The 24,510-nt window shown below is 65.7% G+C and carries 22 protein-coding genes; 15 read left to right on the forward strand and 7 right to left on the reverse strand.

Annotated elements, in window-relative coordinates; genetic code table 11:
• Positions 1-27: 27 nt before the first annotated feature.
• The 4 genes from ACU4IU_RS12735 (at position 28) to ACU4IU_RS12750 (ending at position 4,649) form a co-directional block, all read left to right on the forward strand.
• Entirely contained in the window at positions 28-1,215 is a 1,188-nt protein-coding gene (locus ACU4IU_RS12735; RefSeq protein WP_139468190.1) for a trans-sulfuration enzyme family protein, read from the forward strand.
• On the forward strand, positions 1,215-1,787 hold the full coding sequence (locus ACU4IU_RS12740) for a GNAT family N-acetyltransferase (RefSeq protein WP_259357441.1): 573 nt from the start codon (positions 1,215-1,217) through the stop codon (positions 1,785-1,787). Before ACU4IU_RS12735 ends, ACU4IU_RS12740 begins: the two co-directional genes overlap by 1 nt.
• Positions 1,788-2,018: 231 nt before the next feature.
• A complete protein-coding gene (locus tag ACU4IU_RS12745) occupies positions 2,019-2,780 on the forward strand; it encodes an enoyl-CoA hydratase (protein WP_446656920.1) in 762 nt (253 codons plus the stop codon).
• Positions 2,781-3,017: 237 nt separating this feature from the next.
• Entirely contained in the window at positions 3,018-4,649 is a 1,632-nt protein-coding gene (locus ACU4IU_RS12750) for a long-chain-fatty-acid--CoA ligase (protein WP_446656921.1), read from the forward strand.
• A gap of 49 nt (positions 4,650-4,698) precedes the next feature.
• On the opposite strand, the gene chrA is transcribed toward ACU4IU_RS12750, so the two are convergent.
• On the reverse strand, positions 4,699-6,033 hold the full coding sequence (chrA, locus tag ACU4IU_RS12755; protein WP_446656922.1) for a chromate efflux transporter: 1,335 nt from the start codon (positions 6,031-6,033) through the stop codon (positions 4,699-4,701).
• A 129-nt stretch (positions 6,034-6,162) separates the two neighbouring features.
• The gene (locus ACU4IU_RS12760) at positions 6,163-7,026 is read right to left on the reverse strand and encodes a hypothetical protein (RefSeq protein ID WP_446656923.1); all 864 of its coding nucleotides are present in this window, start codon (positions 7,024-7,026) and stop codon (positions 6,163-6,165) included.
• A 164-nt stretch (positions 7,027-7,190) separates the two neighbouring features.
• On the opposite strand from ACU4IU_RS12760, the gene ACU4IU_RS12765 reads away from it, so the two are divergent.
• Together ACU4IU_RS12765 and ACU4IU_RS12770 are read left to right on the forward strand one after the other, a co-directional pair.
• Positions 7,191-8,111 (forward strand): 3-hydroxyacyl-CoA dehydrogenase NAD-binding domain-containing protein, encoded by a 921-nt coding sequence (locus ACU4IU_RS12765; protein WP_259357444.1) that lies wholly within the window; start codon positions 7,191-7,193, stop codon positions 8,109-8,111.
• A gap of 177 nt (positions 8,112-8,288) precedes the next feature.
• Positions 8,289-9,089, forward strand: a complete 801-nt coding sequence (locus ACU4IU_RS12770) for a DUF981 family protein (protein ID WP_446656924.1) — start codon at positions 8,289-8,291, stop codon at positions 9,087-9,089.
• 59 nt (positions 9,090-9,148) lie between these two features.
• On the opposite strand, the gene ACU4IU_RS12775 is transcribed toward ACU4IU_RS12770, so the two are convergent.
• Both ACU4IU_RS12775 and aztA read right to left on the reverse strand, forming a co-directional pair.
• Positions 9,149-9,502 carry a nuclear transport factor 2 family protein gene (locus ACU4IU_RS12775; protein WP_446656925.1) on the reverse strand — a complete coding sequence of 118 codons (354 nt, stop codon included), beginning with the start codon at positions 9,500-9,502 and terminating at the stop codon, positions 9,149-9,151.
• 4 nt (positions 9,503-9,506) lie between these two features.
• Complete coding sequence (gene aztA / locus ACU4IU_RS12780) at positions 9,507-10,208, reverse strand: zinc ABC transporter ATP-binding protein AztA (protein WP_446656926.1); 702 nt, start codon at positions 10,206-10,208, stop codon at positions 9,507-9,509.
• A 30-nt stretch (positions 10,209-10,238) separates the two neighbouring features.
• Here aztA and aztB point away from each other — a divergent pair, with 30 nt between their 5' ends.
• The 7 genes from aztB to betT all read left to right on the forward strand — a co-directional run bounded on the left by aztB (position 10,239) and on the right by betT (position 20,138).
• Positions 10,239-11,069, forward strand: a complete 831-nt coding sequence (gene aztB, locus ACU4IU_RS12785) for a zinc ABC transporter permease AztB (RefSeq protein WP_446656927.1) — start codon at positions 10,239-10,241, stop codon at positions 11,067-11,069.
• 28 nt (positions 11,070-11,097) lie between these two features.
• Entirely contained in the window at positions 11,098-12,330 is a 1,233-nt protein-coding gene (locus ACU4IU_RS12790) for a hypothetical protein (RefSeq protein ID WP_420095475.1), read from the forward strand.
• Entirely contained in the window at positions 12,327-13,298 is a 972-nt protein-coding gene (aztC, locus tag ACU4IU_RS12795; protein ID WP_446656928.1) for a zinc ABC transporter substrate-binding protein AztC, read from the forward strand. The genes ACU4IU_RS12790 and aztC overlap by 4 nt, the downstream gene beginning before the upstream one ends.
• Positions 13,299-13,347: 49 nt before the next feature.
• Positions 13,348-14,601 (forward strand): zinc metallochaperone AztD, encoded by a 1,254-nt coding sequence (gene aztD, locus ACU4IU_RS12800; RefSeq protein ID WP_446656929.1) that lies wholly within the window; start codon positions 13,348-13,350, stop codon positions 14,599-14,601.
• A 252-nt stretch (positions 14,602-14,853) separates the two neighbouring features.
• Positions 14,854-16,233: an NAD-dependent succinate-semialdehyde dehydrogenase gene (locus ACU4IU_RS12805; protein WP_376905884.1), complete on the forward strand. Its 1,380-nt coding sequence runs from the start codon at positions 14,854-14,856 to the stop codon at positions 16,231-16,233.
• A 150-nt stretch (positions 16,234-16,383) separates the two neighbouring features.
• Complete coding sequence (locus tag ACU4IU_RS12810) at positions 16,384-17,763, forward strand: short-chain fatty acid transporter (RefSeq protein ID WP_376905883.1); 1,380 nt, start codon at positions 16,384-16,386, stop codon at positions 17,761-17,763.
• A gap of 293 nt (positions 17,764-18,056) precedes the next feature.
• On the forward strand, positions 18,057-20,138 hold the full coding sequence (gene betT, locus ACU4IU_RS12815; protein ID WP_376905881.1) for a choline BCCT transporter BetT: 2,082 nt from the start codon (positions 18,057-18,059) through the stop codon (positions 20,136-20,138).
• 168 nt (positions 20,139-20,306) lie between these two features.
• On the opposite strand, the gene ACU4IU_RS12820 is transcribed toward betT, so the two are convergent.
• The gene (locus ACU4IU_RS12820) at positions 20,307-21,266 is read right to left on the reverse strand and encodes an aspartate dehydrogenase domain-containing protein (protein WP_376905880.1); all 960 of its coding nucleotides are present in this window, start codon (positions 21,264-21,266) and stop codon (positions 20,307-20,309) included.
• 107 nt (positions 21,267-21,373) lie between these two features.
• On the opposite strand from ACU4IU_RS12820, the gene ACU4IU_RS12825 reads away from it, so the two are divergent.
• Together ACU4IU_RS12825 and ACU4IU_RS12830 are read left to right on the forward strand one after the other, a co-directional pair.
• Positions 21,374-21,994, forward strand: a complete 621-nt coding sequence (locus ACU4IU_RS12825) for a DNA-3-methyladenine glycosylase I (protein WP_259357456.1) — start codon at positions 21,374-21,376, stop codon at positions 21,992-21,994.
• Positions 21,991-22,434, forward strand: coding sequence for an NUDIX hydrolase (locus ACU4IU_RS12830; RefSeq protein WP_259357457.1), 444 nt, complete (start codon positions 21,991-21,993; stop codon positions 22,432-22,434). Before ACU4IU_RS12825 ends, ACU4IU_RS12830 begins: the two co-directional genes overlap by 4 nt.
• Before the next feature lie 62 nt (positions 22,435-22,496).
• Here the strand turns inward: ACU4IU_RS12830 and ACU4IU_RS12835 are convergent, their stop codons facing one another.
• Positions 22,497-22,973, reverse strand: a complete 477-nt coding sequence (locus ACU4IU_RS12835; RefSeq protein WP_259357458.1) for a hypothetical protein — start codon at positions 22,971-22,973, stop codon at positions 22,497-22,499.
• A 308-nt stretch (positions 22,974-23,281) separates the two neighbouring features.
• Entirely contained in the window at positions 23,282-24,415 is a 1,134-nt protein-coding gene (locus tag ACU4IU_RS12840) for a helix-turn-helix transcriptional regulator (protein ID WP_376905879.1), read from the reverse strand.
• Positions 24,416-24,510: the final 95 nt, after the last annotated feature.

Here is a 24,510-nt window from a genome sequence, read left to right on the forward strand (position 1 = left end):
TGATGCGGTGAGGCATATATTGGGGACATGACACAGCCCGAGCCAGCCTCCTCACCCGCCCGTCATCCCGAGTTCGCTCCGGACACCATCGTCGTCGAGACCGGACGACCTCAGCGCGTCGATGGCGCCTCGGTGAACCCGCCGATCGATCTGTCCTCGACCTTCGTGAGCGCGGGCGACATCTCGAACTCGCCCTATGCCTATGCCCGCTTCGACACTCCCGCATGGACGCCCTTCGAAGAGGCGCTCGGTCAGCTCGAACATGCGAGCCTGCCCGGACTGGTCTTCGGCTCCGGCCTGGCGGCGATCTCGGCCGTGATCAGCCTCGTGCCCGCCGGAGGCACCCTGATCATCCCCACCCACAGCTACCAGGGAGCGCTCGCCTCAGCCGAACAGATCGCTGGGCGGCAGAACTTCGACCTCGTCACCGTTGATATCGCCGACACCGAGGCGGTCATCGCCGCCCTCGACGAAGCGGGGCACGCGACGGCGGGCGAAGCCGCATCCCCGGGGATGCTGTGGATCGAATCGCCGACGAACCCGATGCTCGAGGTCGCCGACGTTCCCGCGCTGACCGCGGCAGCCAAGGACCGTGGATTCCTCGTCTCCGTCGACAACACCTTCGCCACCCCGCTGCTGCAGACCCCGCTCGACCTGGGCGCCGATATCGTCGTGCACTCGGTGACGAAATACCTCGCCGGGCACTCCGACGTCGTCCTCGGTGCGGTCGTGACCAGCAGCACCGGACTGCGCGAAGAACTGCACACGGAACGATCCATGCGGGGCGGAATCGCCGGTCCCTTCGAGGTCTGGCTGGCCCTGCGCGGACTGCGCACCCTGGCGGTGCGCCTCGACCGCGCGCAGGCCAACGCTCAGGTCATCGCCGAGCGCCTCGCCGCCCACCCGGCCGTCGTCGAAACCCGCTACCCGGGCCTGCCGAACGACCCCGGCCACGCCCGCGCGTCCGCGCAGATGAACGGATTCGGCGCGATCATCTCCTTCACCCTCGCGACCGCGGACAAGGCCACCGCCATCGCCGAGGCGGTCCGACTGTGGACGCCGGCGACCTCCCTGGGCGGGGTGGAATCCCTCATCGAACGGCGCCGCCGACACCCCTCGGAACCGGCGACAGTGCCCGAGGGGCTCATCCGGTTGAGCGTCGGCATCGAGAACCTCGACGACCTCTGGGCTGACCTCGAGGCGGCCCTTGCCTGATGAGGCAGACGCCCGACTATGTGCTCGACCGACCCAGCGCGGACGACCTCGACCAGTTCTTCTCCATCGACTCCGACCCGCGGGTCTGGACGCACCTGCCCAGCGGACGTCTGACCGATGAGGAAGAGGCCGAAGCGATCCTCGTCCGACTGGCCTCGCAGTGGGAACTCGACGGAATCGGACCCTGGATGGTGCGGCAGATTCCGGGCGGGGACATCCTCGGCCATTGCGGCTGCTCGCTGCGTGGAGTCTCCGGCCCCGGTGCCTCACGCGGCACACCCGGAGCGTTCTGGAACCTCGGATACCGGTTCCGGCCCGAAGCGCAGGGACGTGGCCTGGCGACAGCGGTCTCGCGGGAGGCGATGGAGGCCGCGGCAGACATCGACCCGGAGCTGCCGGTCGTGGCGTATCTGCTCGAGGTCAATACCGCCTCGGCGGAGGTCGCTCGCAGGCTCGGCCTCGAACTCGTTCACCGCGCACCCGACGCCGGCAATCCCGACCCGACCGCCGTCCGCCTGGTCTTCGCCGACCGGGAACTCACCGCCGCCCAGCTCGACGCCACATTGGCTTGAGCACGACGCATTCCGCCGAGAAACGGGCTGCGTGTCGAGACACGGGTGTGCGCGGGCGTTTCTCGACGCTTGACCCGTTTCTCGGCGAAGAACGAAGCTGCTCGGGCGTGTGACGCAGATCAACTTAACGTACGTTAAAGTGACGGTAGATGCTTCCGCCCGCCCGAGAGCGGACGGAAGCAGAAGCCCCGAAAGCTACCCGGATCATCGGATTCGTACGAAGGAGTCGCATTGTCCACCAGCGTTCTCACCGAAGTCAGCGGCGATGTCACGACCGTGACCATCAACCGTCCGGAGAGCCTCAACGCGCTCAACGAGGAGACATTCCAGGCCATCGGCACGGCTGTCACCGAGGCGGCCGCGAAATCCCGTGCCATCATCCTCACCGGCAGCGAACGGTCCTTCAGCTCCGGAGCGGACCTGCAGGGTGGAGTGGCGAAGCGCGAAGGCATCGACCTCGCCGGGGCGAATAAGATCATCGCCGCGATCCTCGACCTGCCCATCCCCACGATCGCCGCAGTGTCCGGGCCGGCAGCCGGCATCGGCTGTTCCCTCGCCCTGGCCTGCGATTATCTGGTGATGAGCGAGAAGTCCTATCTCATGCTGCCGTTCACGAAGATCGGGCTCATGCCCGACGGGGGCTCCACTGCCCTGGTCGCTGCCTCGGCCGGACGACACCGAGCCCTGCGCCTGGCGCTGACCGGAGAGAAGCTGCAGGCCGCCGACGCCCTCGACTGGGGACTGGCCAGCGAGGTCGTTCCGGCTGGAAGCCACCTGGAACGTGCCGGAGAAGTCGCCGCGGTCTTCGCGCAGGGCCCGACCCGTGCCCTGGCAGCTTCGAAGCGAGCGATCAACCGGGCCAGCCTGGCCGAACTCGACGCGTCCTTCGCCCGCGAGGTCGAAGGACAGGATGCGCTGCGTGCGAGCAACGACTTCGCCGAGGGGGTCGCCGCCTTCCTCGACAAGAGGGCACCCGGCTTCACCGGGGAATGATTGTGGGTCGGCGCGGACGAAACGGTTCATGACTGCCAGACCGCACGCTGGTCCATAGCGGCCGGACCGCAGACCGGTTGATAACTGTTTGACCACGAATCAAGGCATCTGCATCCGCACCGCCTCCCCACCTGATGTGATGGTGACGACCGCCCACCACGAAACCGGCGATCACGATTCTTCTCCCGTCGCGGCCACAGCGACGAGGAGGGACCGGAGCACGAACGAAGGAGTCTCATGCTGACAGGAATTCCGTCCACCCTGGGCGACAGCTACCAGCTCAACACCACCAGCCTCATCCGCCATGCAGCCACCGTCTTCGGTGATGCCGAGGTCGTCTACCGCCGTTCGGACGGATCCTGGGGCCGGTCGAACTACGCCGACGAGTTCAAGCGCATGGCGCAGCTCGCGCACGGCCTCGCCGACCTCGGCGTCGGTGCCGGCTCCATGGTCGGAGTCCTCGACTGGAACTCTCGCCGCCACCTCGAGCTCTACTTCTCCGTGCCCGGTGTGGCCGCGACTATGCTCCAGCTCAACCTGCGCCTGGCTCCCGAGGACCTCGCCTACGTCGTCAGCCACTCGAAGTCGGACTGGATCTTCGTCGACGAGTCGCTGCTGACCGTGGCCGAATCGCTGGCCCCGAAGCTCGACGTCAAGGGCTGGGTCGTCATGACCGACAAGCCGATCGCCGAGATCGAGACGAGCCTGACCAACGTCGTGTCCTACGAAGATCTCATCGCCGAGAAGTCCGAGACCTACGACTGGCCCGTCGTCGATGAGAAGACCGCCGCCTACGCCGGATACACCACCGGCACCACCGGCCGCCCCAAGGGTGTGTACTACTCGCATCGGTCGATCTACCTGCACACGATGGGCGGTCTGGCCGCACTTCACGCGAACTTCGACGACTGCGTCATGCCCATCACCCCGATGTTCCATGTGCTGTCGTGGGGCTTCCCGCAGAATGCTGTGGCCGCCGGCGCCAAGCTCGTCCTGCCCGGCAAGTTCGCCGCCGAGGAATTCGGTGCCATCGCCCAAGCCTTCGTCGAGGAGAAGGTCACCCTGGCCAACGGCGCCCCCGCCATCTTCGGGCCGATGCTGCAGATGATGAAGAAGATGCCGCAGGCCCCGGACCTCAGCGGTGTCCGTCTCGTCTCCGGGTCGTCCGAGCCGCCGCTGTCGATGATGCGCGGGTTCAAGGAGGTCACCGGGGCCGACGTCATCCACGGCTACGGTGCCACCGAAACCACCCCGCTGGCGTCGACGAACTGGAAGATCCGTCCCGGTCTCGACCTCGACGAGGAAGAGAAGTGGGACCTCAAGCGCTCGCAGGGCCTGCCGATCATCGGTGTCGAAATGAAGACCGTCGACCCCGAGGGCAATGAGCTGCCACGCGACGGAAAGTCCATGGGCGAGCTCCTCATGCGCGGACCCTGGATCACCGAGTCCTACTACCAGCTGCCCGACAACGCCGACCGGTTCCTCGACGGGTGGTGGCGCTCGGGCGATGTCGGCACCATCGACCAGTACGGCTATCTCAAGATCACCGACCGTCTCAAGGACGTCATCAAGTCCGGCGGCGAGTGGATCTCGTCGATCGACATGGAGAACGCGATCCTCGACAACCCCGACGTCAGCGAGGCCGCCGTCATCGGCGTCCCCGACGAGAAGTGGGATGAGCGTCCCGTCGCCTACGTTGTGGCCAACCCCGGCGCCGAGGTGACCCGGGACTCGATCGTCGAAACGTTGAGTGCTCGTTTTGCCAAGTGGCAGATGCCCGACGAGGTCAGGGTCGTCGAGGAGATGCCGCGCACCTCGGTGGGCAAACTCGACAAGAAGCTGCTGCGCAAGGACTGGGAACAGTCCTGATCACAAGGCTGATCCGGGCAGCGATCGGTCGAGCCCCGGGCCTGACCAATCACAGCAGCAGCCAGCCGAGCACCCCGGCGCCGATCACCGTCGTCCACGCCGGGACCTTCCACATGGTCCCGGCGACGAAGGCGGCAACGGCCAGCGCCAGGGTCGCAGGCGAGGTGATCCCCTCGACGAACACAGGATCGTAGAGCGCGGCCCCCAGCAGCCCCACGACGGCGGCATTGACTCCGGTCAGTGCCGCCGTCGCCGGTTCCCAGGCACGCAACCGTTCCCAGAACGGCAGGATCCCGACGACCAGCAGACCCGCCGGAAGGAAGATCGCCAACAGGGCGATACCGGCACCGAGGATGCCGCTCGGTCCCGTCGTCATCGACGCTCCGAGGAACGCCGCGAAGGTGAACAGCGGACCGGGAACGGCCTGTGCTGCACCGTAGCCGGCGAGGAACGTGTCGTGGCCGACCAGACCGGTGGGCACGAGTTCGGCCTCGAGCAGCGGCAGGACGACATGACCGCCGCCGAAGACCAGGGCCCCGGCCCGATAGAAGATATCGATGAGGCGAATGGTCGCATCCCCGGTCGCCGCGGTGAGCGCGGGCAGTCCGAGGAGCAGAGCGGCGAAGGCGATGAGGGAGGCGATGCCCAACCGTCTGGCACCGCGGGAGGCGATGCGGCTCTCGGGGGAATGGGGCCTGACCGCGGCAGCTGCTGACTCGGAGGCGGAAACTGAATTGGAATCGACCGCTGTGTAGGGTGCGGCCGCCTCGGCGGACGATTCCTGCTCTTTCCCACTTTCGTCGGGCCGTTTCAGCCAGACGAGGCCGAGAACTCCGCCGAGGACGATCGCGGCGATCTGGACGAGCGCCGTCGGCACCATCGAATCCGGGATGACGAGCATGAGGGTGAGGGCGGCAGCGGCGATGCTCGCACGACGAGCATCCGGGGTCAGAGTTTTCGCCATCGACTGCACGGCACCGGCGACGACGGCCACCGCGGCGGCCTTGAGCCCGAGCAGCCACCCGGCATCCCCGAGGTCACCGAAGGCCGAGAGCCCCAACGCGAAGAGGGTGAGCAGAATCGCCGACGGCAGAGTGAAGCTCACCCACGCGGCCGCGAGCCCGGGCAGGCCCGCACGGCGCAGCCCGAGTCCCATGCCGACCTGGCTCGACGCAGGGCCGGGCAGTATCTGGCACAGGGCCACGAGGTCGGCGTACTCACGGTCGTCCAGCCAGGAACGGCGGCTGACGAAGGTCTCGCGGAAGTACCCGAGGTGGGCGACGGGACCGCCGAACGACGTCAGGCCGAGGCGCAGGAACGATCCGGCCACCTCGGCGAGGGGTACCGGACCAGGCGGCTGTGTGGCCGCCGTATCACTGTTCATCGGTCCTCCGCTTCGCTCAGGTGAACACCTCAGTGAACACGTATCAGGTGACGCCGAGGTGAACGGGACAGCTGCCGGCAGCGCGAGCAGGCTCGCCGCGCCGGGCGAACGGGCAGCGAAGGTGAACGCTCAGGGGTGGTGGAGGAGGTAGGTGCCGCCCTTGAGGCAGGTGTCGACGACCCAGCCGTCGCCGACGAGCCCGGTCAGCGCCGTGCGCAGCGCCAGTCGCCAGCGGCTGGCGAGATCGGCATCCTGTCCGCGCAGGTCCTCGATGTCGGAGGGGAAATCCAGCGAGACGAACTCGGTCTCCTTCGGAACCTCGCTCAGCAGCGGCTCCCCGTCGTCATCGGCGCGCAGGCAGGGGAACGCCGATCCGGGATCGACGACCGAGGCGCGTGCCGGACGGTCGAGCGGCCAGGACACCATCATCCGGTCGCTGGCCTGGCCGGAGTTCACCCCATCGCGCATCTGCCCGTAGAAGTCCTCGAGGTATTCGACCATGCCGACGCCCAGACGCTGGAAGTTGAAGTACGCATTGCGGGCGATGAGCGGGTCGAAAGTCCAGGTCATCTCGGTGATGCCGAGGTTGAGGCACCACAGACGCTGGTGCAGCTTCATAGCGGATCCGGCCCCGCGGCCGATGATCTGATGGCGGACTCCGGCGATATGCGAATGCATGACCGAACCCAGAGGCTGGCCGAAGAAGCCGATGGTCACACCGATCATCTCGTCGGCTTCGTCGACGCTGTACGCAGCGGAGACATAGTTGCCGGCGTGGGCGAAGGCGATGATGAGGCTGGGTTCGAACACGTTCGTGCCGGTCTCGTCAACGTTCCAGACTTCGTCGAGCAGCAGTGAGGCCTTGGCCGCCTCGTCGGCGGTGTGGATCTCGCGCACCTCGATGCGTGCGGTCTCGGCCGCGGCGGCGTATTCGTCCTCCGCCAGGGCGATGATCTCCGAGTCCACTGTTCTCAGTTCTGGGTTCGCGCTCATGGTGACATTGTGCCACCAGGACGCGACCTCGGCGGGAGGCACACGGCAACGATTCGACTACGGCGAACGGGCCGGTGTCTGCCGCCGCACGCTTGGGTGAATGCCCTCGCACGCCCCAGTGAACTCCGCCGCTCGAGCAGGTGGGGCGGGTATAGCCTGGTCGCATGAGCTCAACAGTCGCCGTCATCGGCGCCGGAACCATCGGCCGATCGTTCGCCTTCCTCTTCGCCCGCAGCGGGTACACGGTGCGGGTCTTCGACCCGCGTCCCGACCTCGCCGAGGTGGTCGCCGGCTTACAGGCCGACGTCACCGCTGATGCCTCCGCCGAAGATGAGTTGGCCTCTGAAGTCGGCACCGTGGAACTCGCCGAATCCGTCGAGGCCGCAGTGGCAGGTGTCGTCTTCGTCCAGGAATCCGGTCCCGAGGATCCGGAATCGAAGCCCGTGCTGTTCTCTCAGATCGCCGAGGCGGCTCCGGCCGGGGCCGTGTTCGCCACATCGTCGTCGACGATCCCGGCCTCAACGATCGCGGCCGCACTGCCCGAGTCCGCGGCCTCCCGCGTCATCGTCGGCCACCCGTTCAATCCACCGCACCTCATGCCTCTCGTCGAGGTCGTGCCGTCGCCGCAGACCTCCCAGGAGACCGTGGAGGCCGCGGTCGAGTTCTACCGCAGCTGCGGGCGCGAACCGGTGGTGCTGGGGCGCGAGATCCGCGGATTCGTCGGCAACCGGCTGCAGAATGCGCTGATGAAAGAGGCGATCTCGCTCGTGCAGAACGGCGTCGTCACTGCCGAGGGGCTCGACACGGTGATGAAGAATTCGCTGGGTCTGCGCTGGTCGGCCATCGGCCAGTTCGAAGGCATGCACTTCGGCGGGGGAGAGGCCGGGATCCGCGGTTTCATGGACCATATCGGACCGGCGTTCGCCGCCATCGAGGACCTGCCGGTCGATATCGATCCCGCAGGTATGGAGGACGTCTTCGAACAGGTCGAAGACGCTTATGGCCCGACCCCGACCCCACAGGCAGCGGCCGTCCGGGATCGGATCCAGAAGGCGGTGCTCGAGGCCCGCGGTCAGGGGCGCTGAAACGTCTTCCCACGTGCTGACCGTTGGCCCGTATTGGTGACGAGTCAGACACTCTCACCAGGACGAATAAGGAATCTTTGAGGTGATTCTCAGCGTTGTCATAAGAGCAAGTGCATTGGGGCTCCGGGGCAACCTGCCCCGGATGCCGCAATGCGATCACCTCAGGAGGAAATCACTATGGGCAGATTCTTCACCGGCGTCGAATCGCCGGGAATGATCGATTGGGCCACGATGCCCACCTACAACACGATCATGTCAGTGGCGGTCGGCGCCGGACTGCTCGCCGTCGTCCTGTTCTACCGGGAACTGCGCCGTGCCGGAGGGACGGCCGGAGTCGCTGACAGCGCAGGATCGAAATGGCGTGGAGGCAGACGCGCGCTCAGCACCGACGGATGGGCGCTGACCTTCGGCGTGCTGGGACTCATCCTCACCCTGACCGGTCTGCACATGACGCTGACCTGGCCGCTGGCAGCGGGCGGATTCGCCTTCGACAACGTCATCTTCGGTGAGACGAGCCTCGCCTTCGGCGTGCTCATGCTCGCTGCTGCATGGTATCTGTGGAAGCGCGGGGCCGACCTCAAGGCCGATGCCGATCCGCTGGGGATGGCGGCAAGCACGGTGAAGCCGCTGTCGATCTTCATCGCCGCGCTCGGACTCGCCCTCTTCGCCATCGCACTCGCGGGAACGGTCTACCAGCTCTTCGCCGCTCCGCCGCAGGAGCCGATCTCCGGTGCCTTTGCTGACTACCCGGTCATCGAAGCCACATTCATGTCACTGCTCTTCGCCCTGGTCGGTCTCGGGGCGGTGCTGTTCCCCTTCGCGGTGCGCAAGGTGCTGAGCACCCCGGTCGACGCGCAAGTCGGTGGAGCTGCGATCTCCGTGACCGGCGTGGTCTGGACGATCACCGGAATCGTGTTCGTCCTCTTCGGCGCGATGAACTTCTACACACACATCGGACTGATCGTCAACACGATGTGATCAGCCGCAGCGGCTCAGGCCGGTGATCGGGCACAAGCGGTTCAGGCCGCTGCTTGGTGTCAGACCGCTGCTTGGTAGAAGTACGTGGTGCGTTCGGCGATGAGGCCCTCGGTGTCGAAGAGGAAGAAGTCCGCAAAACCCACCGAGGTCTCAGAGCCGTTCTTGAGACGGCCGCTGAAGACACCGCGACTGGACGCGCGATCACTGTCGACGAGGATCTCCTGCAGCGAATGCGCACCGGATTCGATGACGCGTTCGCCATGGTAGAAGTCGGTGATCTGCTGGCCGACCATCGTCGGATAGCCCGGTCGATCATAGCTGGCGTCCGCGGCGAACAGCGCCGAGGTGGCGTCCGCATCTCCGGCATCGACGGTGGTGTAGTAGCGCTTCACGAGTTCAGTCACACTGGCCATGGGGTTACCGTAGCAGTCGTCTGTGCTCTGTGGGTGTCTCTGAGCCGCCTTCCCGGCCCCGCGTGCGCACCTCGGCAACAGATCCTCGGTGCAGTCGGACCACCTGATCCGCGGAGTGGGCCTGCGCCTCGTCGTGAGTGGCCAGGACGATCGTCGTACCTTCGGAGCGTGCCTGATCGATGGCTCGACCGATGAGCGCGACCGCCTCGGAGTCGACTCCCGCCAACGGTTCGTCGAGGAGAAGCAGGGGTGCGTCCTGGGCCAGTCCTTGGGCGACAAGCGTACGCTGCCGCTGGCCACCGGAGAGTCCGCCGAGGCGGCGGTCGGCAAGATCGGAGATGTGCAGCCGGTCGACGCAGTCCGAGACGATCCTCCGATCCGCGGCGCCGAGGCGCCCGAAGAGACCCGTCCTCCTCCACCGGCCCATCTCGACCGTCTGTCTGACGGTGATCGGCAGATGGTCGGGAGCGGTGCTGCGCTGGGGCACGAATGCGATATCGGCAGGTCTGCCCATGATCGCTCCGGCGCTGGGGCTGAGCAGTCCGGCCAGGGCCATGAGCACAGTCGACTTGCCGGAGCCGTTATGGCCGACGAGGGCGATGACCGCCCCGACCGGAATGTGCAGGTCGATGGCGTCGACGGCGAGAAGCCCGCCGTAGTGGCAGGTCAGGCCCGTGACGTCGATAGCGGGAGACGATTTGTCCATTTGATAATAATAACGGTTATCATCATCTGAATGGAACTCATCCTCGAGCCCTTCGGCGTCTCCTTCGTACTCCGCGCGCTCATTGCTGGTGTGCTCGCGGCCATTCTCTGCGGCTGCATCGGCACTTGGGTGGTGCTGCGCGGACTCGCATTCTTCGGGGATGCGATGTCCCACGGCATGCTCCCGGGGGTGGCGATCGCCGCCCTGCTCGGCGGGCATCTGATGATCGGTGCAGCGATCAGCGCCCTGCTCATGGCCGCGGGCATCACCTGGGTCGCACGCGAATCAAAGCTGTCCCAGGACGTGAGCATCGGGCTGCTGTTCGTCGGCATGCTCGCATTCGGCGTCGTCATCATCTCCCATTCGCAGTCCTTCGCCGTCGACCTCACCGCCTTCCTGTTCGGGGACGTGCTCGGCGTCCGCTGGGCTGATCTCGTCATCCTCGGCGTCGCGACCGGACTCGGCGTGCTCGCCTGCATCCTTCTGCGGCGGCCGTTCCTCGCCCTGGCCTTCGATGAGCGCAAGGCCGCCACCCTGGCCATGCGGCCAGGGTGGGCGCATGCGGCGCTGCTCGTCCTCACGGCCCTGGCGGTGGTCGCGTCGTTCCAGATCGTCGGCACGCTGCTCGTCTTCGGACTTCTCATCGGGCCACCGGCCACGGCGTTCCTGCTGTTCAGGAGCGTCGGGGCGATGATGGTCGCCGCGGCGGCACTCGGTGCCTTCGCGACCTTCGCGGGTCTGCTGATCAGCTGGCACGCGGGAACCTCGGCCGGGGCGACGATCGCCCTCGTCGCAGTCGGGGCCTTCTTTGTCGCCCTCGTCGCGAAACGACTCCGCAATGCGCTAGTATCTCACTGGTAATGAGAATGAATATCATTAGAAAGTCGTTATGAAGAACCTGCCACTCCCCGCCGCCGCATCGATCCTCGCGGCCGCACTGCTCGTCGGATGTCAGAATGCCTCTCCGGAAGCGGCGGAGCCCGAGTCCGACACCGACTCCGCCACCCCGCACGGCTACGTCGAAGGCGCCGAGGAGGCGAGCGAACCGCAGCTGCGCCTGAGCGTCAGCGACTCGGAATCGGGTGCCGTGCAGATCCTCGACCTGATCAGCGAGGAGACCGTGCTCGAGGTGCCTGCAACCGCGGACACCACACTTGCCGGGACCGACGCCCGCTTTCTCTACCTCGCCGATCAGGAAGCCGGAACCGTGACCCCCGTCGACACGGGAGTCTGGACCGTCGACCACGGCGACCACAAGCACTACTACCGCGCCGAACCGACAGCGCTCGACGCGGTCACCGGCGACGATCCCGCCCATGTCGTCTCGGCCGGCACGGGCGTCGCACTCTTCTTCGACGGAGAAGGACGCGCGAAGCTCCTTGACCGCGGCGGACTCGGCGACGGGAACGTCGAACAGCTGGGCACCATCAGGCCCGGTCCCCACCACGGTGTCGCGGTGCCCTACGAAGACCACCTGATCTCCACCGTCCCCGGCGAATCGTCGGAGGATCTGCCGTCCTCACTCGCCGTCTACGACGAGAAGGGCAAAGCCGAACCCGTCGATGAGGACTGCGCGGATATCCACGGCACCGGGGTCACCAGAGAGGGTCCCGCCTTCGCCTGCGCCGAGGGGCTGATGACGTTCGATGACGATCTCTCCGCGAAGCTCGTGCCCTATCCCGACGAAGCCGACGGGTCGCGTGCCTGGTCGGTGGAGGTCGGCCGCGACCTCACCGCCGCACCTCTCGATGACCACGGAATCGGCCTGTTCGATGCGAAGTCCGGTGAATGGACGTATGCCGACACCGGCGCCGAGGTGGTCGCCGCCTCCGTGGCCGGCGACGACTCCGCCGTGGTCGCCCTCGATGCCGACGGCACGGCCTACGCGATCGATCCCGAGACAGGAGAGTCCGAGACGAAGGAGAACCTCATCGACGTGCCGAAGACAGAGAGCGAGGGGCACGGGTCCGGTCCCGATGTCGTCGTCGACCGGGAGCGCACCTATGTCAGCGACCCGAGTTCCGGCACAGTTCTCGAACTCGACCAGGCCGACGGGCTGCGCCAGGCGCGCAGCTTCGACGTCGGCGGAACTCCGGCCGCGCTCGCGGTCACCGGCCGATGAGCACGAAAGGCGCGCGGCCCGGAGTCCCGAGAGAACCGCGCAGGCCCCGACCGTTCACTTCGCTGTTCGCCGCGGCGCTCGCCCTCGGCCTCACCGCCGCGGTCACGGCCTGCTCGACCGGGCAGGAGACCCCGCGCATCGTCGTGACGACGAACATCCTCGGCGATGTCGTGCGCAATGTCGTCGGAGAATCCGCCGACGTCACGGTGCTCATGAAACCCAACGCCGATCCCCACTCCTTCGGCATCTCGGCGAAGGAAGCCGGGCAGATGGAATCAGCGGATCTCATCGTTTCCAACGGCCTCGGTCTCGAAGAGGGACTGAACGCGAACCTCGACAATGCCCGCAGCGAAGGCGTCGAGGTCCTCGAAGTCGGGGAGCACATCGATCCGCTCGACTATCGCAGCGGGGAGAGCTCGGGCCAAGCGGATCCGCACTTCTGGACCGACCCGGAACGCATGCTGACCGCCGTCGACGCCATCGAAGACACCCTGGCAGAACAGGTCGAAAGTGAGGTCGCCGATGCGGTCGCCGCTTCCGCAGACACCTACCGGGACCAGCTGAAAGACCTCGATGCCGAGATCGCGGACATCGCCGAGGCGATCCCTGCCGACCGGCGGAAGCTCGTGACCAACCACCACGTGTTCGGCTACTTCGCCGAGCGCTTCGACTTCGAGGTCATCGGTGCTGTCCTGCCCAGCGGCACAACGCTCGCCTCACCCTCGGCCGCCGACCTCGAGGAGCTCGCCAGAACTGTCGAGGAAGCAGGTGTACCGACGATCTTCGCCGACTCCTCCCAACCGCAGAAACTTGCCGAGGCGCTCTCCGGTGAGGTCGATGCAGAGGTCGAGGTGGTGCCCCTGTACTCGGAATCCCTGACCGAGGCCGACGGGGGCGCCGCCACCTACATCGACATGCAGAAAGCCAACGCCGAGGCCATCGCCGCGGGACTGGCACCCGAAGACTGAAATCCACCACAGAGAAGAAGAGAGAACAGAGGAAATGAGAACACCAGTGATGAGGCGACACCGCACGATCATCGGCTCCGCATCCGCGGCCCTCGCCGCGACCCTGCTGCTGGCAGCCTGCGGCACGAGCGGAAGCGAAAGCGAAGCGGCCGGTCACGACGACCACAGCGGTGAACAGGCCGGGGCCGAGGACGCCGAGGAACTCGACGCCCCCGCCCCGCGCTTGGTGACCACCTACGACGGTGGGATCATGACGCTCGACGCGCAGACCCTCGAGGTCATCGACGATGCGAAGCTCGAAGGCTTCAACCGCGTCAATCCCGTCGGCGACTCCCGCCACGTCATGGTCTCCGTGGCCGAGGGGTTCCGGCTCTTCGACGCGGGGGTCTGGACCGAAGAGCACGGCGACCACACTCACAGCTATGCCGCGGCGCCGACCCTGACCGACACGGTCTATGAAACCGACACTCCCGGGCACGTCGTCCGGCACGGCGGGACGACCGTACTCTTCGGCGACGGCGATGGGAAGATCCAGACCTTCGACACGTCCTCCTTCGCCGAAGGCGCACCGGACCCGCAGGTGATCGAAGCCGAAGAGCCGCACCACGGTGTCGCGGTCCGACTCGAAGACGGGTCGACTCTGCACACCATCGGCACCGAGGAGGAGCGCTCCGGAGCGAAGGTCGTCGACGAGTCGGGCAAGGAGATCGCCCGCAGCGAGGACTGCCCCGGTGTTCACGGCGAAGCGGCGGCCGAGAACGAAGCCATTGCGCTCGGCTGCGAGGACGGAATTCTGCTGTACAAGGACGGTGAGTTCAGCAAGATCGACGCGGAGGATGACTACGGGCGCATCGGCAATCAGGCCGGCAGTGACGAGTCCCCAGTCGTTCTCGGCGACTACAAGGTCGACGAAGACGCCGAGCTCGAGCGTCCTGAGCGCATCAGCCTCACCGACACCGAGGCAGGCACGATGAAGCTCGTCGACCTCGGCGCCTCGTACAGCTTCCGTTCGCTGGGTCGCGGCCCTGACGGTGAGGCCCTCGTCCTCGGCACCGATGGGACGCTGCGGGTCATCGACCCGAAGTCCGGTGACATCGATGAGGAATACCCTGTCATCGACGAATGGAAGGAACCGGTCGACTGGCAGCAGGCCCGACCGACCCTGTTCGTGCAGGGGGAGAAAGCGTACGTGTCCGATCCGGAGAAGTCGGAGATCCACATCGTCGACCTCGGCACCGGGAAAGTGGAGAAGAGCGCTGAGCTGCCGCACGCCACCGACGAGATCACCGGCGTCACCGGCTGAGGGATCGGGACGAACCCGACCGGCGGATCAGATCCGACCGGCGGATCAGACCTGACCGGCGGAATAGGCCCGACCGGCGGCGTTGCTGCGCGCACCGTCGGTCGGGTCGGCCGCCTCGGCGATGGCTGGGAATCTGCCCAGGAGGTGAGACCGCCGTTGCCGACGCCGGGGTTCGGCCATAGCGTGGGGGATGGACCTGCGATCACACCATCGGTGATCGCCTCAACCCCGTCGAAGTGAAAGAGGACAGCCATGACCACCATGTATCGCGTCACCGACCCGGCGACCGGCCAAGTCGCCGAAGAATTCCCCACCGCCACCGATGCCGAGATCCTCGCCGCCCTCGATCGTTCGGCGACGACATTCGACGAGTGGAGCCGGACCACGGTCGCCGAGCGCGCCGCCATCCTCACCCGCGTGTCCGAGATCTACGCCGAGCGCGCCGAGGAGCTCGCCGAAGTCATCAAGCTCGAAATGGGCAAGTCCGTGCCCGAGGGCAAGGGCGAGGTTCAGCTGAGCTCGATGATCTACAAATACTTCGCCGACAACGCCGAAGCCTTCATGGCCGACGAACCCCTGCGCGGACCCAAGGACGCCACCGCCATGATCCGCCGCAAGCCCGTCGGTTCGCTGCTGGGCATCATGCCGTGGAACTTCCCTTACTACCAGGTCGCCCGCTTCGCCGCCCCGAACCTGGCCCTGGGCAACACGATCCTGCTCAAGCACGCCCCGCAGTGCCCCCGCTCGGCGCAGATCATGGAAGAGATCTTCATCGCGGCCGGCCTGCCCGAAGGCGCGTACATCAACATCTACGCCAGCAACGAGCAGGTCGCCGACATCATCCTGCCCGACCCGCGCAACCACGGTGTGTCCCTGACCGGATCCGAGCGCGCCGGTGCCGCCGTCGCTGCCGAGGCCGGAAAGAACCTCAAGAAGGTCGTGCTCGAACTCGGCGGATCCGACCCGTACATCCTGCTCGACACGGACGACGTCCAGAAGTCCGCGAAGACGTTCTTCAACACCCGCATGGGCAACACCGGCCAGGCCTGCAACTCGCCCAAGCGGATGATCGTCATGGACGACATCTACGACGACTTCGTCTCCTCCATCACCGAGGCGGCCAAGAAGAACACCCCCGCCGTTCCCGGCGAGGAAGGCTCCCGACTGTCCCCGCTGTCGTCGGTCGCCGCCGCCGACCGCTTCGTCGAGCAGGTCCAGGACACCGTCAGTGAGGGCGCGACCCTGCTGGCCGGCGGTAAGAAGTACGACGGCGGCGGAGCCTACGTCGAACCCGTCGTCCTCACCGATGTGCAGAAGGGCATGCGCGGATACTACGAAGAGCTCTTCGGACCCGCCGTCATCGTCTACAAGGTCAGCAGCGAGGAAGAAGCCGTCGAGCTCGCCAACGACACCCCCTTCGGCCTGGGCGCCGCCGTGTTCTCCACCGACATCGCCCGTGCCGAACGCGTCGGCGACCAGATCGACTCCGGCATGGTCTTCCTCAACGCTCCGGAGGGCAGCCGCGAATTCCTGCCCTTCGGCGGAGTCAAGCGCTCCGGTGTCGGCCGGGAACTCGGTCCGCTGGCGATGGACGAGTTCGTCAACAAGCAGCTCGTGTACAAACAGGACTGATCGGTACGCGCGGAGCCCGAGAATCCGGGTTCCGATCGTGACCGGGTTGTGATCGCGCTCAGGGCGCTGTCTCTTACAGGGACAGCGCCCTGATTGTATGCTGAGACCACGCACAGCCAATTCTCATAATTCTCAGCGGGAGGTCTTCCCATGTCGGCACCGAAGCCGTCGACCCAGGTCAACGCCGCAGCCTCAAAAGGGATCATGCGGCCGGTCAACCGATTCCTCGAACAGTGGATTCCCTCGGCCCTGACCTTCGCCATCGTCCTCACCCTCATCGTCGCCGTCCTAGCGTTCATCTTCACCGACGCCGGACCCACGGACGTCGTCACTGGCTGGGGTGAGGGTCTGGCCGGTCTGCTCGAGTTCATGACGCAGATGTGCCTGATCCTCCTGCTCGGCCACATCCTCGCCAACACCGGACCCGTGCGGAAGCTGCTGGCCTGGCTCGCTCGCGTTCCCGGAAACGCCACCTTCGCCTATGTCTTCGTCTTCGTCGTCGCCGCCCTCGCCAGCCTCATCACCTGGGGCCTCGGTCTCGTCGTCGGCGCCCTGCTCGCCCGTGAGATCGCCGTGCAGTCACGCGAACGCGGAATCAAGGTCCACTTCCCGCTGCTCGTCGCCGCCGGCTACTCCGGATTCGTCGTCTGGCACATGGGTTATTCGGGATCGGGTCCGCTGACCGCGGCCACTCCGGACTCCTTCCTCTCCGAATCCCTCGGCGGGAAGACGGTCCCGGTGTCGGAGACGATCTTCGCCGGCTGGAACCTGCTGGCCATCGCCGGCGTCATCATCGTCTGCGCGCTCCTCTTCTTACTCGTCGCACCCAAGGCCGGCGCCACCGTCTACGAACTCCCCGCCGCGGTGAGTTCGGAGGGGCAGAGCGAGGTCGACGAGGAGGTCGTCACACCGGCCGACCGGATCGACGCCTCACGCATCCTTACTGTGGTCGTCGGGCTCGCTCTCGTCGCCTATCTCATCATCCACTTCGCCCAAGGCGGGGGACTGACGCTCGACATCGTCAATTGGTCGTTCCTCGCGCTCATCCTCCTGCTCGTGCGCAACCCGTTCGAGCTCATCCACCTGACGAAGGAGGCGGCGTCGAACGTCGGCGAGATCCTCCTGCAGTTCCCGCTCTACGCCGGAATCCTCGGCATCATGTCCTCGACCGGACTCATCGCCGTGTTCTCCGATGCCTTCGTCTCGATCTCGAACACCACGACCTTCGGCGTCCTTGCGCTGCTCTCGGCCGGACTCGTCAACTTCTTCGTGCCTTCCGGCGGCGGACAGTTCGCCGTGCAGGGCCCGATCATGCTCGACGCGGCCAACCAACTCGGCGTCGACCCGTCGATCGCGATCATGGCCGTGTCCTACGGCGACCAGTGGACGAACATGCTCCAACCCTTCTGGGCGCTGCCGGTGCTCGCGATCGCCGGACTGAAGATGCGCGACATCCTCGGCTACACCGTCATCACGTTCCTCGGCTCCGGGGTGGTGATGGCTGCCGCGCTGCTCTTCGTCTCCCTCTGAGACTCGATGGACATTCCGCCGAGGCGGGCGGGGCCGAACCGACGCTGACACGGTCGGTGAAGCCCCACCTCGGCGAGGGTGAGTCGCTGATCTGCAGATTCGCGTGGCATCACAGGATAAGTGACCGGAAGTGTCTATGTGGTAACCTCCGTTGTTGGCCGTCCCCGGTAATCCGGGGGATCGGCGAGGACGGAATCTCATTCAGCAACAGCCGTTGATCATGCTCGGTTGAGCACCCTGTTCGACCGGGTCCGATGCCACGACGCAACAGCGTCCGGATAAGGAGCACAACCATGTCAGCATCAGTCGACACCCCGCCGGGTGAACCGAAGGGAGAGGCGAAGGACAAGGCGAAGCCGTCGCTGCCTCCCGTGAATAAGAAGGTGTTCCTGGCGGCAGCTCTGGTGGCGCTCGCCATCACCGTATGGGCCCTCATCTCACCGACCAACGCAGAGGCGGTCCTCGGCGCCGTCGTCGGTTGGACCTCCGATTGGTTCGGCTGGTTCTACGTCCTTCTCGTCCTCGCCGTCCTCGTCTTCGTCATCTACTTGGCGGCCTCTCGCTACGGAAACACGAAGCTCGGCCCTGAACACTCGAAACCCGAATTCGGGCTCATCGCCTGGGCGTCGATGCTCTTCGCCGCCGGCATCAGCACCGACCTCATGTTCTTCGCCGTGGCCGAACCGGTCACGATGTACCTCACCCCGCCGAGCACCGAAGCCGAAACGGTCGACGCAGCCCGCGAGTCCACTGTGTGGGCGCTCTTCCACTACGGCCTGAGCGGTTGGGGACTCTACGCACTCATGGGTATGGCCCTGGCCTACTTCGCGTACCGGATGAATATGCCGCTGGCGATCCGCTCGGCACTGGCCCCGATCTTCGGCAAACGCGTCCATGGTGCTCTGGGCGAGACGGTCGACTTCGCTGCCCTGCTGGGCACGATCTTCGGTGTGGCCACCTCGTTGGGCATCGGCGTCGTCATGGTCAACGTCGGCCTCAACACGGTCTTCGGAATACCCATCGGAGTCGGCACCCAGGTCGGCATCGTCGTCGTCGGAGTCGGTGTCGCCACGCTCTCGGCAGTTTCAGGTGTGGATAAGGGAATCAAGTTCCTGTCCATCCTCAACGTCGTCCTCGCGATCGCCTTGAGCCTCTGGGTGCTCGTGGCCGGAAATACGAAGTTCCTGCTCAATGCCTTCGTCCTCAACGTCACGGATTTCGTCCGTCTGTTTCCGAACATGGCCGGTCAGACCTTCGCCTTCGAAGACACCGGCACATGGATGACCGACTGGACCCTGTTCTTCTGGGCTTGGTGGATCGCCTTCGCCTCGTTCGTCGGACTCTTCCTCGCCCGGATCTCCCGCGGACGCACCATCCGCCAGTTCGTGCTGGGCACCCTGACGATTCCGTTCATCTACATCTTCATGTGGATCTCGATCTACGGAAACTCGGCCCTGGACATCATCCGCAGCGGAGACAAGAAGTTCGGTGAGTCGGTCATGCTCAGTCCTGAGGGCGGGTTCTACGACCTGCTCTCACGCTACCCGGCCTTCGCCTTCATCGCCGCTCTGGCCACGATCACGGCGCTGCTGTTCTACGTCACCACAGCGGACTCCGCGGCCCTGGTCATGGCGAACCTGTCGTCGAACCTGCGCAATCCCGCCGAAGACGGACGCGCCGGACTGCGCATCTTCTGGGCCCTGTCGACCGGAGCCCTGACGGTGGCGATGCTGCTCGTCGGGGGCATCGGCGCGCTGCAGAACGCGACGGTGATCATGGGCCTGCCCTTCGCCTTCGTCGTCATCCTCGTCATGATCGGCCTGTACAAGGCCCTGCGAGTCGAGGCGAACCGCGTCGACAGCGTCGATACGACCCTGCCCGGCTCTCTGGCCCGTCGCTCCCGCGGTCCCGGCCACGAGACTTGGCAGCGTCAGCTCGGGCGGGTGCTGTCCTTCCCGAACAAGACGCGTGCCGAGGAGTTCGAGCAGAAGGTCCTCATCCCCACGCTCCACGAGGTGGCCGAAGAGATGGAGGGCCGCGGAATCTCGTCACGCTGCGGTCGCGTCGACTCCGAAGGCGTGTTCGTCGACGACGGCGAACTCTTCCAGTTCGAGGTCGACGGAGACGGGGAATACCCGTTCCGCTATCAGGTGTGGCCGCACAAGGTCAGCGTGCCGTCATTCGGCGGAATGGTCCCCCGTGGAACCGGCGAGGACTACTACCGGATGGAGGTCTACCTCGACGGCGGCACCGGTCAGGGCTACGACATCATGGGCTTCTCGAAGGAGCAGATCATCGATGACGTGCTCGACCAGTACGAACGTCACGTCGAATTCCTCCAACTCCAGGAGAACATCACCCACCGCGATGACTGAATCGCGATATCCGGATGACTGATTCCGGCGGGTGAGTGCGGCGCCCGGGATCCCTGGCCTGACGGCCGGCGGTTCCGGGCGCCGTCATTTCTCGCACCGAGAATGCGTCGATCTCAAGCGCCGAGGCCGACGGACGCTGCGTGGTGGGCTCGGGGGGCGGCCAGGTGATCACCCTGCCGTCACGGTGCGCAGGGCCCGGGCGACGGACAGAGCCGTCAGCCCGCTGGTGGCAGGGTTCTCCGGGCTCGGTGTCGACCGGATTTCGAAGGCGAATTCCCCTGCGGACCCGGACGCCCGGATTCGGTGGGCGGACTGGGTCTGACCGGCGACCGCCTGGAGCACGACCCGCACCCGCTCCAACGAGGCACCGAGTAAGTCGGCATCGGTGCGTTCAGGTGCGGAATCGGTCGACGCCGCTCTGGCTCCTGAGTCTGAGGCCGGTGCAGCAGAACTCAGTCCGCGGGTGGCCCAAGCGAGGGCGACGGCGATGTTGACATTGGCGGGGAACTTCTCGATCGCCTCGGCGGGATTGCCCTCGAACACCGTCAGAGGGCCGTCCTCAGGACGGAGGACACGCAGACGCTCGGCTTCGGTCTCGGACATCCACGGTCGGATGAGTCCGCTCGCCTCCTTCGAGGTGGTGATTTCGACGCTGTCTAGGCCATCGGACTGAGCCGCCGCCTCGAGCACATCGAGTCCGCCGATCGCCCCATTGGTCACATGCAGGCGGCCGGGTCCGGCGAGCAGACCCGCACGGGTGCCGGGATCGGCCATGGCTCCGACACTGGTGAGCACGAATGGGCGACCGGCCGCGATGACGGCGGGGCCGAATCGGGCGGCGGCGGGAACCCCGGCGCATTCGACGATGACATCGAAGCGGTCGAACATCCTCGGCGACGGTGATTGTGTCGATGACGCAGCAGGCAACGATGGGGCCGGTTCGTGAACTGGGGTGGTGAGCGTGGGGAGGTCGACCACCTCGGCGCCGTGATTCGGGCGACCTCTGTGGTTGGCTCGATCCGAGACCAGGGCGGTCAGGTTGAACGCCCCGGACTCGAGCTCGGGAGAGAGCAGCCGGGCGACGTGACGGCCGATGGCACCGAAGCCGAGGAGGAGCACTGAAGTCATGGCCGCACCCTATCGGAGACATCTGACACGGGGCTGGACCGTTGCCGCAGGAGACCGGAGCGTGGGGGTGCGCGGGCAATGTCAGTGCGACGCGATACGGTTGCAGGATGGACGACGAATCACAGCCGAGTGCATCCGGGGGAGCCGTCACCGGCAACGACGGACTTGCCCGCACCCCGTGGGCGTACGGCGACCCGATGCTGCTGGACTACTACGACAGTGAGTGGGGTCTGCCCATCCACGACGAGGCGGGGCTGTTCGAGCGGATGAGCCTCGAGGGATTCCAGGCCGGTCTGTCGTGGCTGACGATTCTGAAGAAGCGGAGTCGGTTCCGTGAGGTCTTCGCCGGATTCGATCCCGACGCCGTGGCCCGCTTCGGCGACAGCGAGATCGAGCAGCTGCTGACCGATTCCGGGATCATCCGCCACCGCGGCAAGATCGAAGCCTGCATCAACAATGCCGCTCGCGTGATCGAACTGCGTGAAGACGGCGGACTCGATGCGTTCCTGTGGTCGTTCCAACCTGCGCAGACCCCGCGACCGCGTACCATTGCCGAGATCCCGACGACCGGACCGGAATCCGTGGCGCTGTCGAAGGCGCTGAAGAAGAAGGGGTTCCGCTTCGTGGGACCGACGACGATGTATGCGCTGATGGAGGCCATCGGCATGGTCGATACGCACCTGCTCGATTCCCACCGCCGAGGAGCGTCCGGAGTGTGGTCGGAATGAATGACATCCGCGTCTCCGCGCTCGTCCTCCTCCACCCGCAACGCCGGGAACTGCTCATGGTGCGCAAGGTCGGGACCAGTTCCTTCATGCTGCCCGGCGGCAAACCCGAAGAGGGGGAGACCGCTGAGGACACCATCGTCCGTGAGATCGCCGAGGAGCTCGGACTCGATCTGGACCGTCACCGACTGCACGCTTTGGGCACGTTTGCTGCCGCGGCGGCGAACGAAGCCGATCACCGTGTCATCGGCGACGTGTTCTGCTATGACGGTCTGCCGGCAGCACTCGATGTGGAGAACATCGCGCATCTGGCCGAGATTGCCGAAGCCGGATGGTTTCCCATCGACCCGCTGCCCGCGGACACCGGTATCCGCCAATTCGCGCCACTGACCCGCAACGAGGTCATCCCGGCGCTGCAGGCCGCGGGGAGATCGGTTGGTTGACCGAGTGAAGCGCCGTCGTCTTGCGCGGTGCGATGCTGCTTTCACGCTGGGCAGCGCTGGTCTCATGCGGTGCGACGCTGGAACCCGAGGTCGAGGGTGAACAGGTGCAGGGAATGCACCACGGTGATCGCGGCGATGAGGAAGCTCAGCGAGATGTCGATGATGCCGAAGATCGTCAGCGCCGGTGGGCTGACATAGCCGGGTGCCTGCAGAAGGGTGCAGCCGATGACGATCGCGCCGGTGAGAATCGCGATCAGAACGGCGGTTGTCGTGCGACCCACCGCTGCCAGGCACAGCAGCCCGGTGGTGAACAGCAGAGCGAAGAGCGCGAAGACGTCGACTCCCCGTCCGATGCTGAGGACTTCCTGCCACAGGTTCCCGTATGTGACCGAACTGTCCGGTTCGGGGGAGTAGTAGGGGAAGAACGAAGCGGCGATCACCAGCACCACCAGCGGCCCATAGAGGCGGGCATAGGTGATGTTCGTGCGGTGGATGCGCTCGGCGAGGACGTCAGCGCTGCGGAGATTTCCGGTCGTCATCGACCGTCCGTCATCTGTTGCTGTCACTGCGGCCTGCCGTCGGAATCGAGGATGGCGGTACGAGGACTCGTTGCTGTGCCGAAGCACGGCAGAAGCATCTCATTTCTCCGATCAGAGGATTAGGGATTGTGGTCGGCGGCGGCCCGAATGGATTAGTCGCCATCAAGCGAACCGATACCTGAAACGTATCCAGGAAAGTTACCGCTCGGTGTTCTCGGGCGACAAGGAATGGACATGACTCACGGGTTATGCCCGCGAAATTTCACATATTCGCACAAAGGCTTTTATGTCGGGTTGTGACCTTATCCCTATTTCGCTGCTCGGGGAGCCGCATTCTTCGCTCGGGAAGGTGCGAGGTCGGGTGCCGCATGGCCCTCGGCAGCCCGACCGAGCTGGACCGAGAGTCGGTGGAGGCATTCGCGGAGGTCGGGACTGTCGATGACGGTGAAGTCGGTGTCCAAGCGCGCCAGGGCCAGGGCCATCGTGGTGAGGCTCTGGCCGCCGACGGTGACGAGACAGCGGTCGTCCTCGAGTGCTTCGACAGTGCCTTCGGCGGACGCGAGCTTCTTCATCACTGTGGGCGCCGGTGCATCGACGATGACTTGGGCCGAATGCCGCCACCTGGGTTCCGTGGCGTGTCGTTCGACGAATTCCCCGATGTCGTCGGTCGGCAGCGGACGTGGAGTGAAGCTGCGGCCGCTCGGGGTCTTCGGCACGATGCGTTCTGCGCTGAAGACTCGCCAGTCCTCAGCCTGGGGTTCGAAGGCCAGCAGGTGCCAGCGGTGCTGACGATTGACGAGTCGGTAGGCTTCGACTTCCAGATGGACCTCGTGTGCCGAGGTGCTGCTCGGGTCGTTCGGTAGGAGAGAGTCGCCGGTGTCCGGGTCGGCTGTAACTGGGCTGGTGGCGCATGAGTCGCCTGTGCCGCCGGGTGAGCGGTCGGACGGCTCACCGAGATACGTGAAGCGCAGGCGTTCGTGTCGGCGACAGTGGTCGATGAGAGTGACGATGAGGTTGGGGTCGACAATCGGCATCGGCTGATTGCCGACGACCGGAACAGTGAAGTGCGCAAGGCTCTGCACCCGTGCCCGGACCGCGGTGGGGAGAATGGTCTCGAGCTTCGCCAGTGCCAGTGCCGAAGTCTCTTCCATTCCGCCGATGATGCAGCTCAGCCCCGAGTGGAGGCCGACGGCGACCGCCACCGCTTCATCGGCGTCGAACATGAGCGGCGGGATGCCCACACCGTTGGAGGAGAGACGATATCCGCCCTCGGTTCCGCGTGTGCCGTCGATCGAGTAGCCGATATCGCGGAGCGTGCCGATATCGTTCCGGACGGTCCGCGGACTCACTTCCAGACGATCTGCCAATTCGGTACCCGACCAGGTTCGGGGCACCATCAACAGTGACAATAACCCGAGCAGCCGTGCTGCAGTCTGTGACATCTCTGCGTCTTCTGTCGTTTAGGAAGACCTCCTGCCTGAACTCAGAATAGCATTATGCAAATCGTTCCGGGGTAGAGCGAAAACAAAGAAGTGGC

The sequence above is a fragment of the Brevibacterium sp. CSND-B09 genome (genome assembly GCF_052906525.1).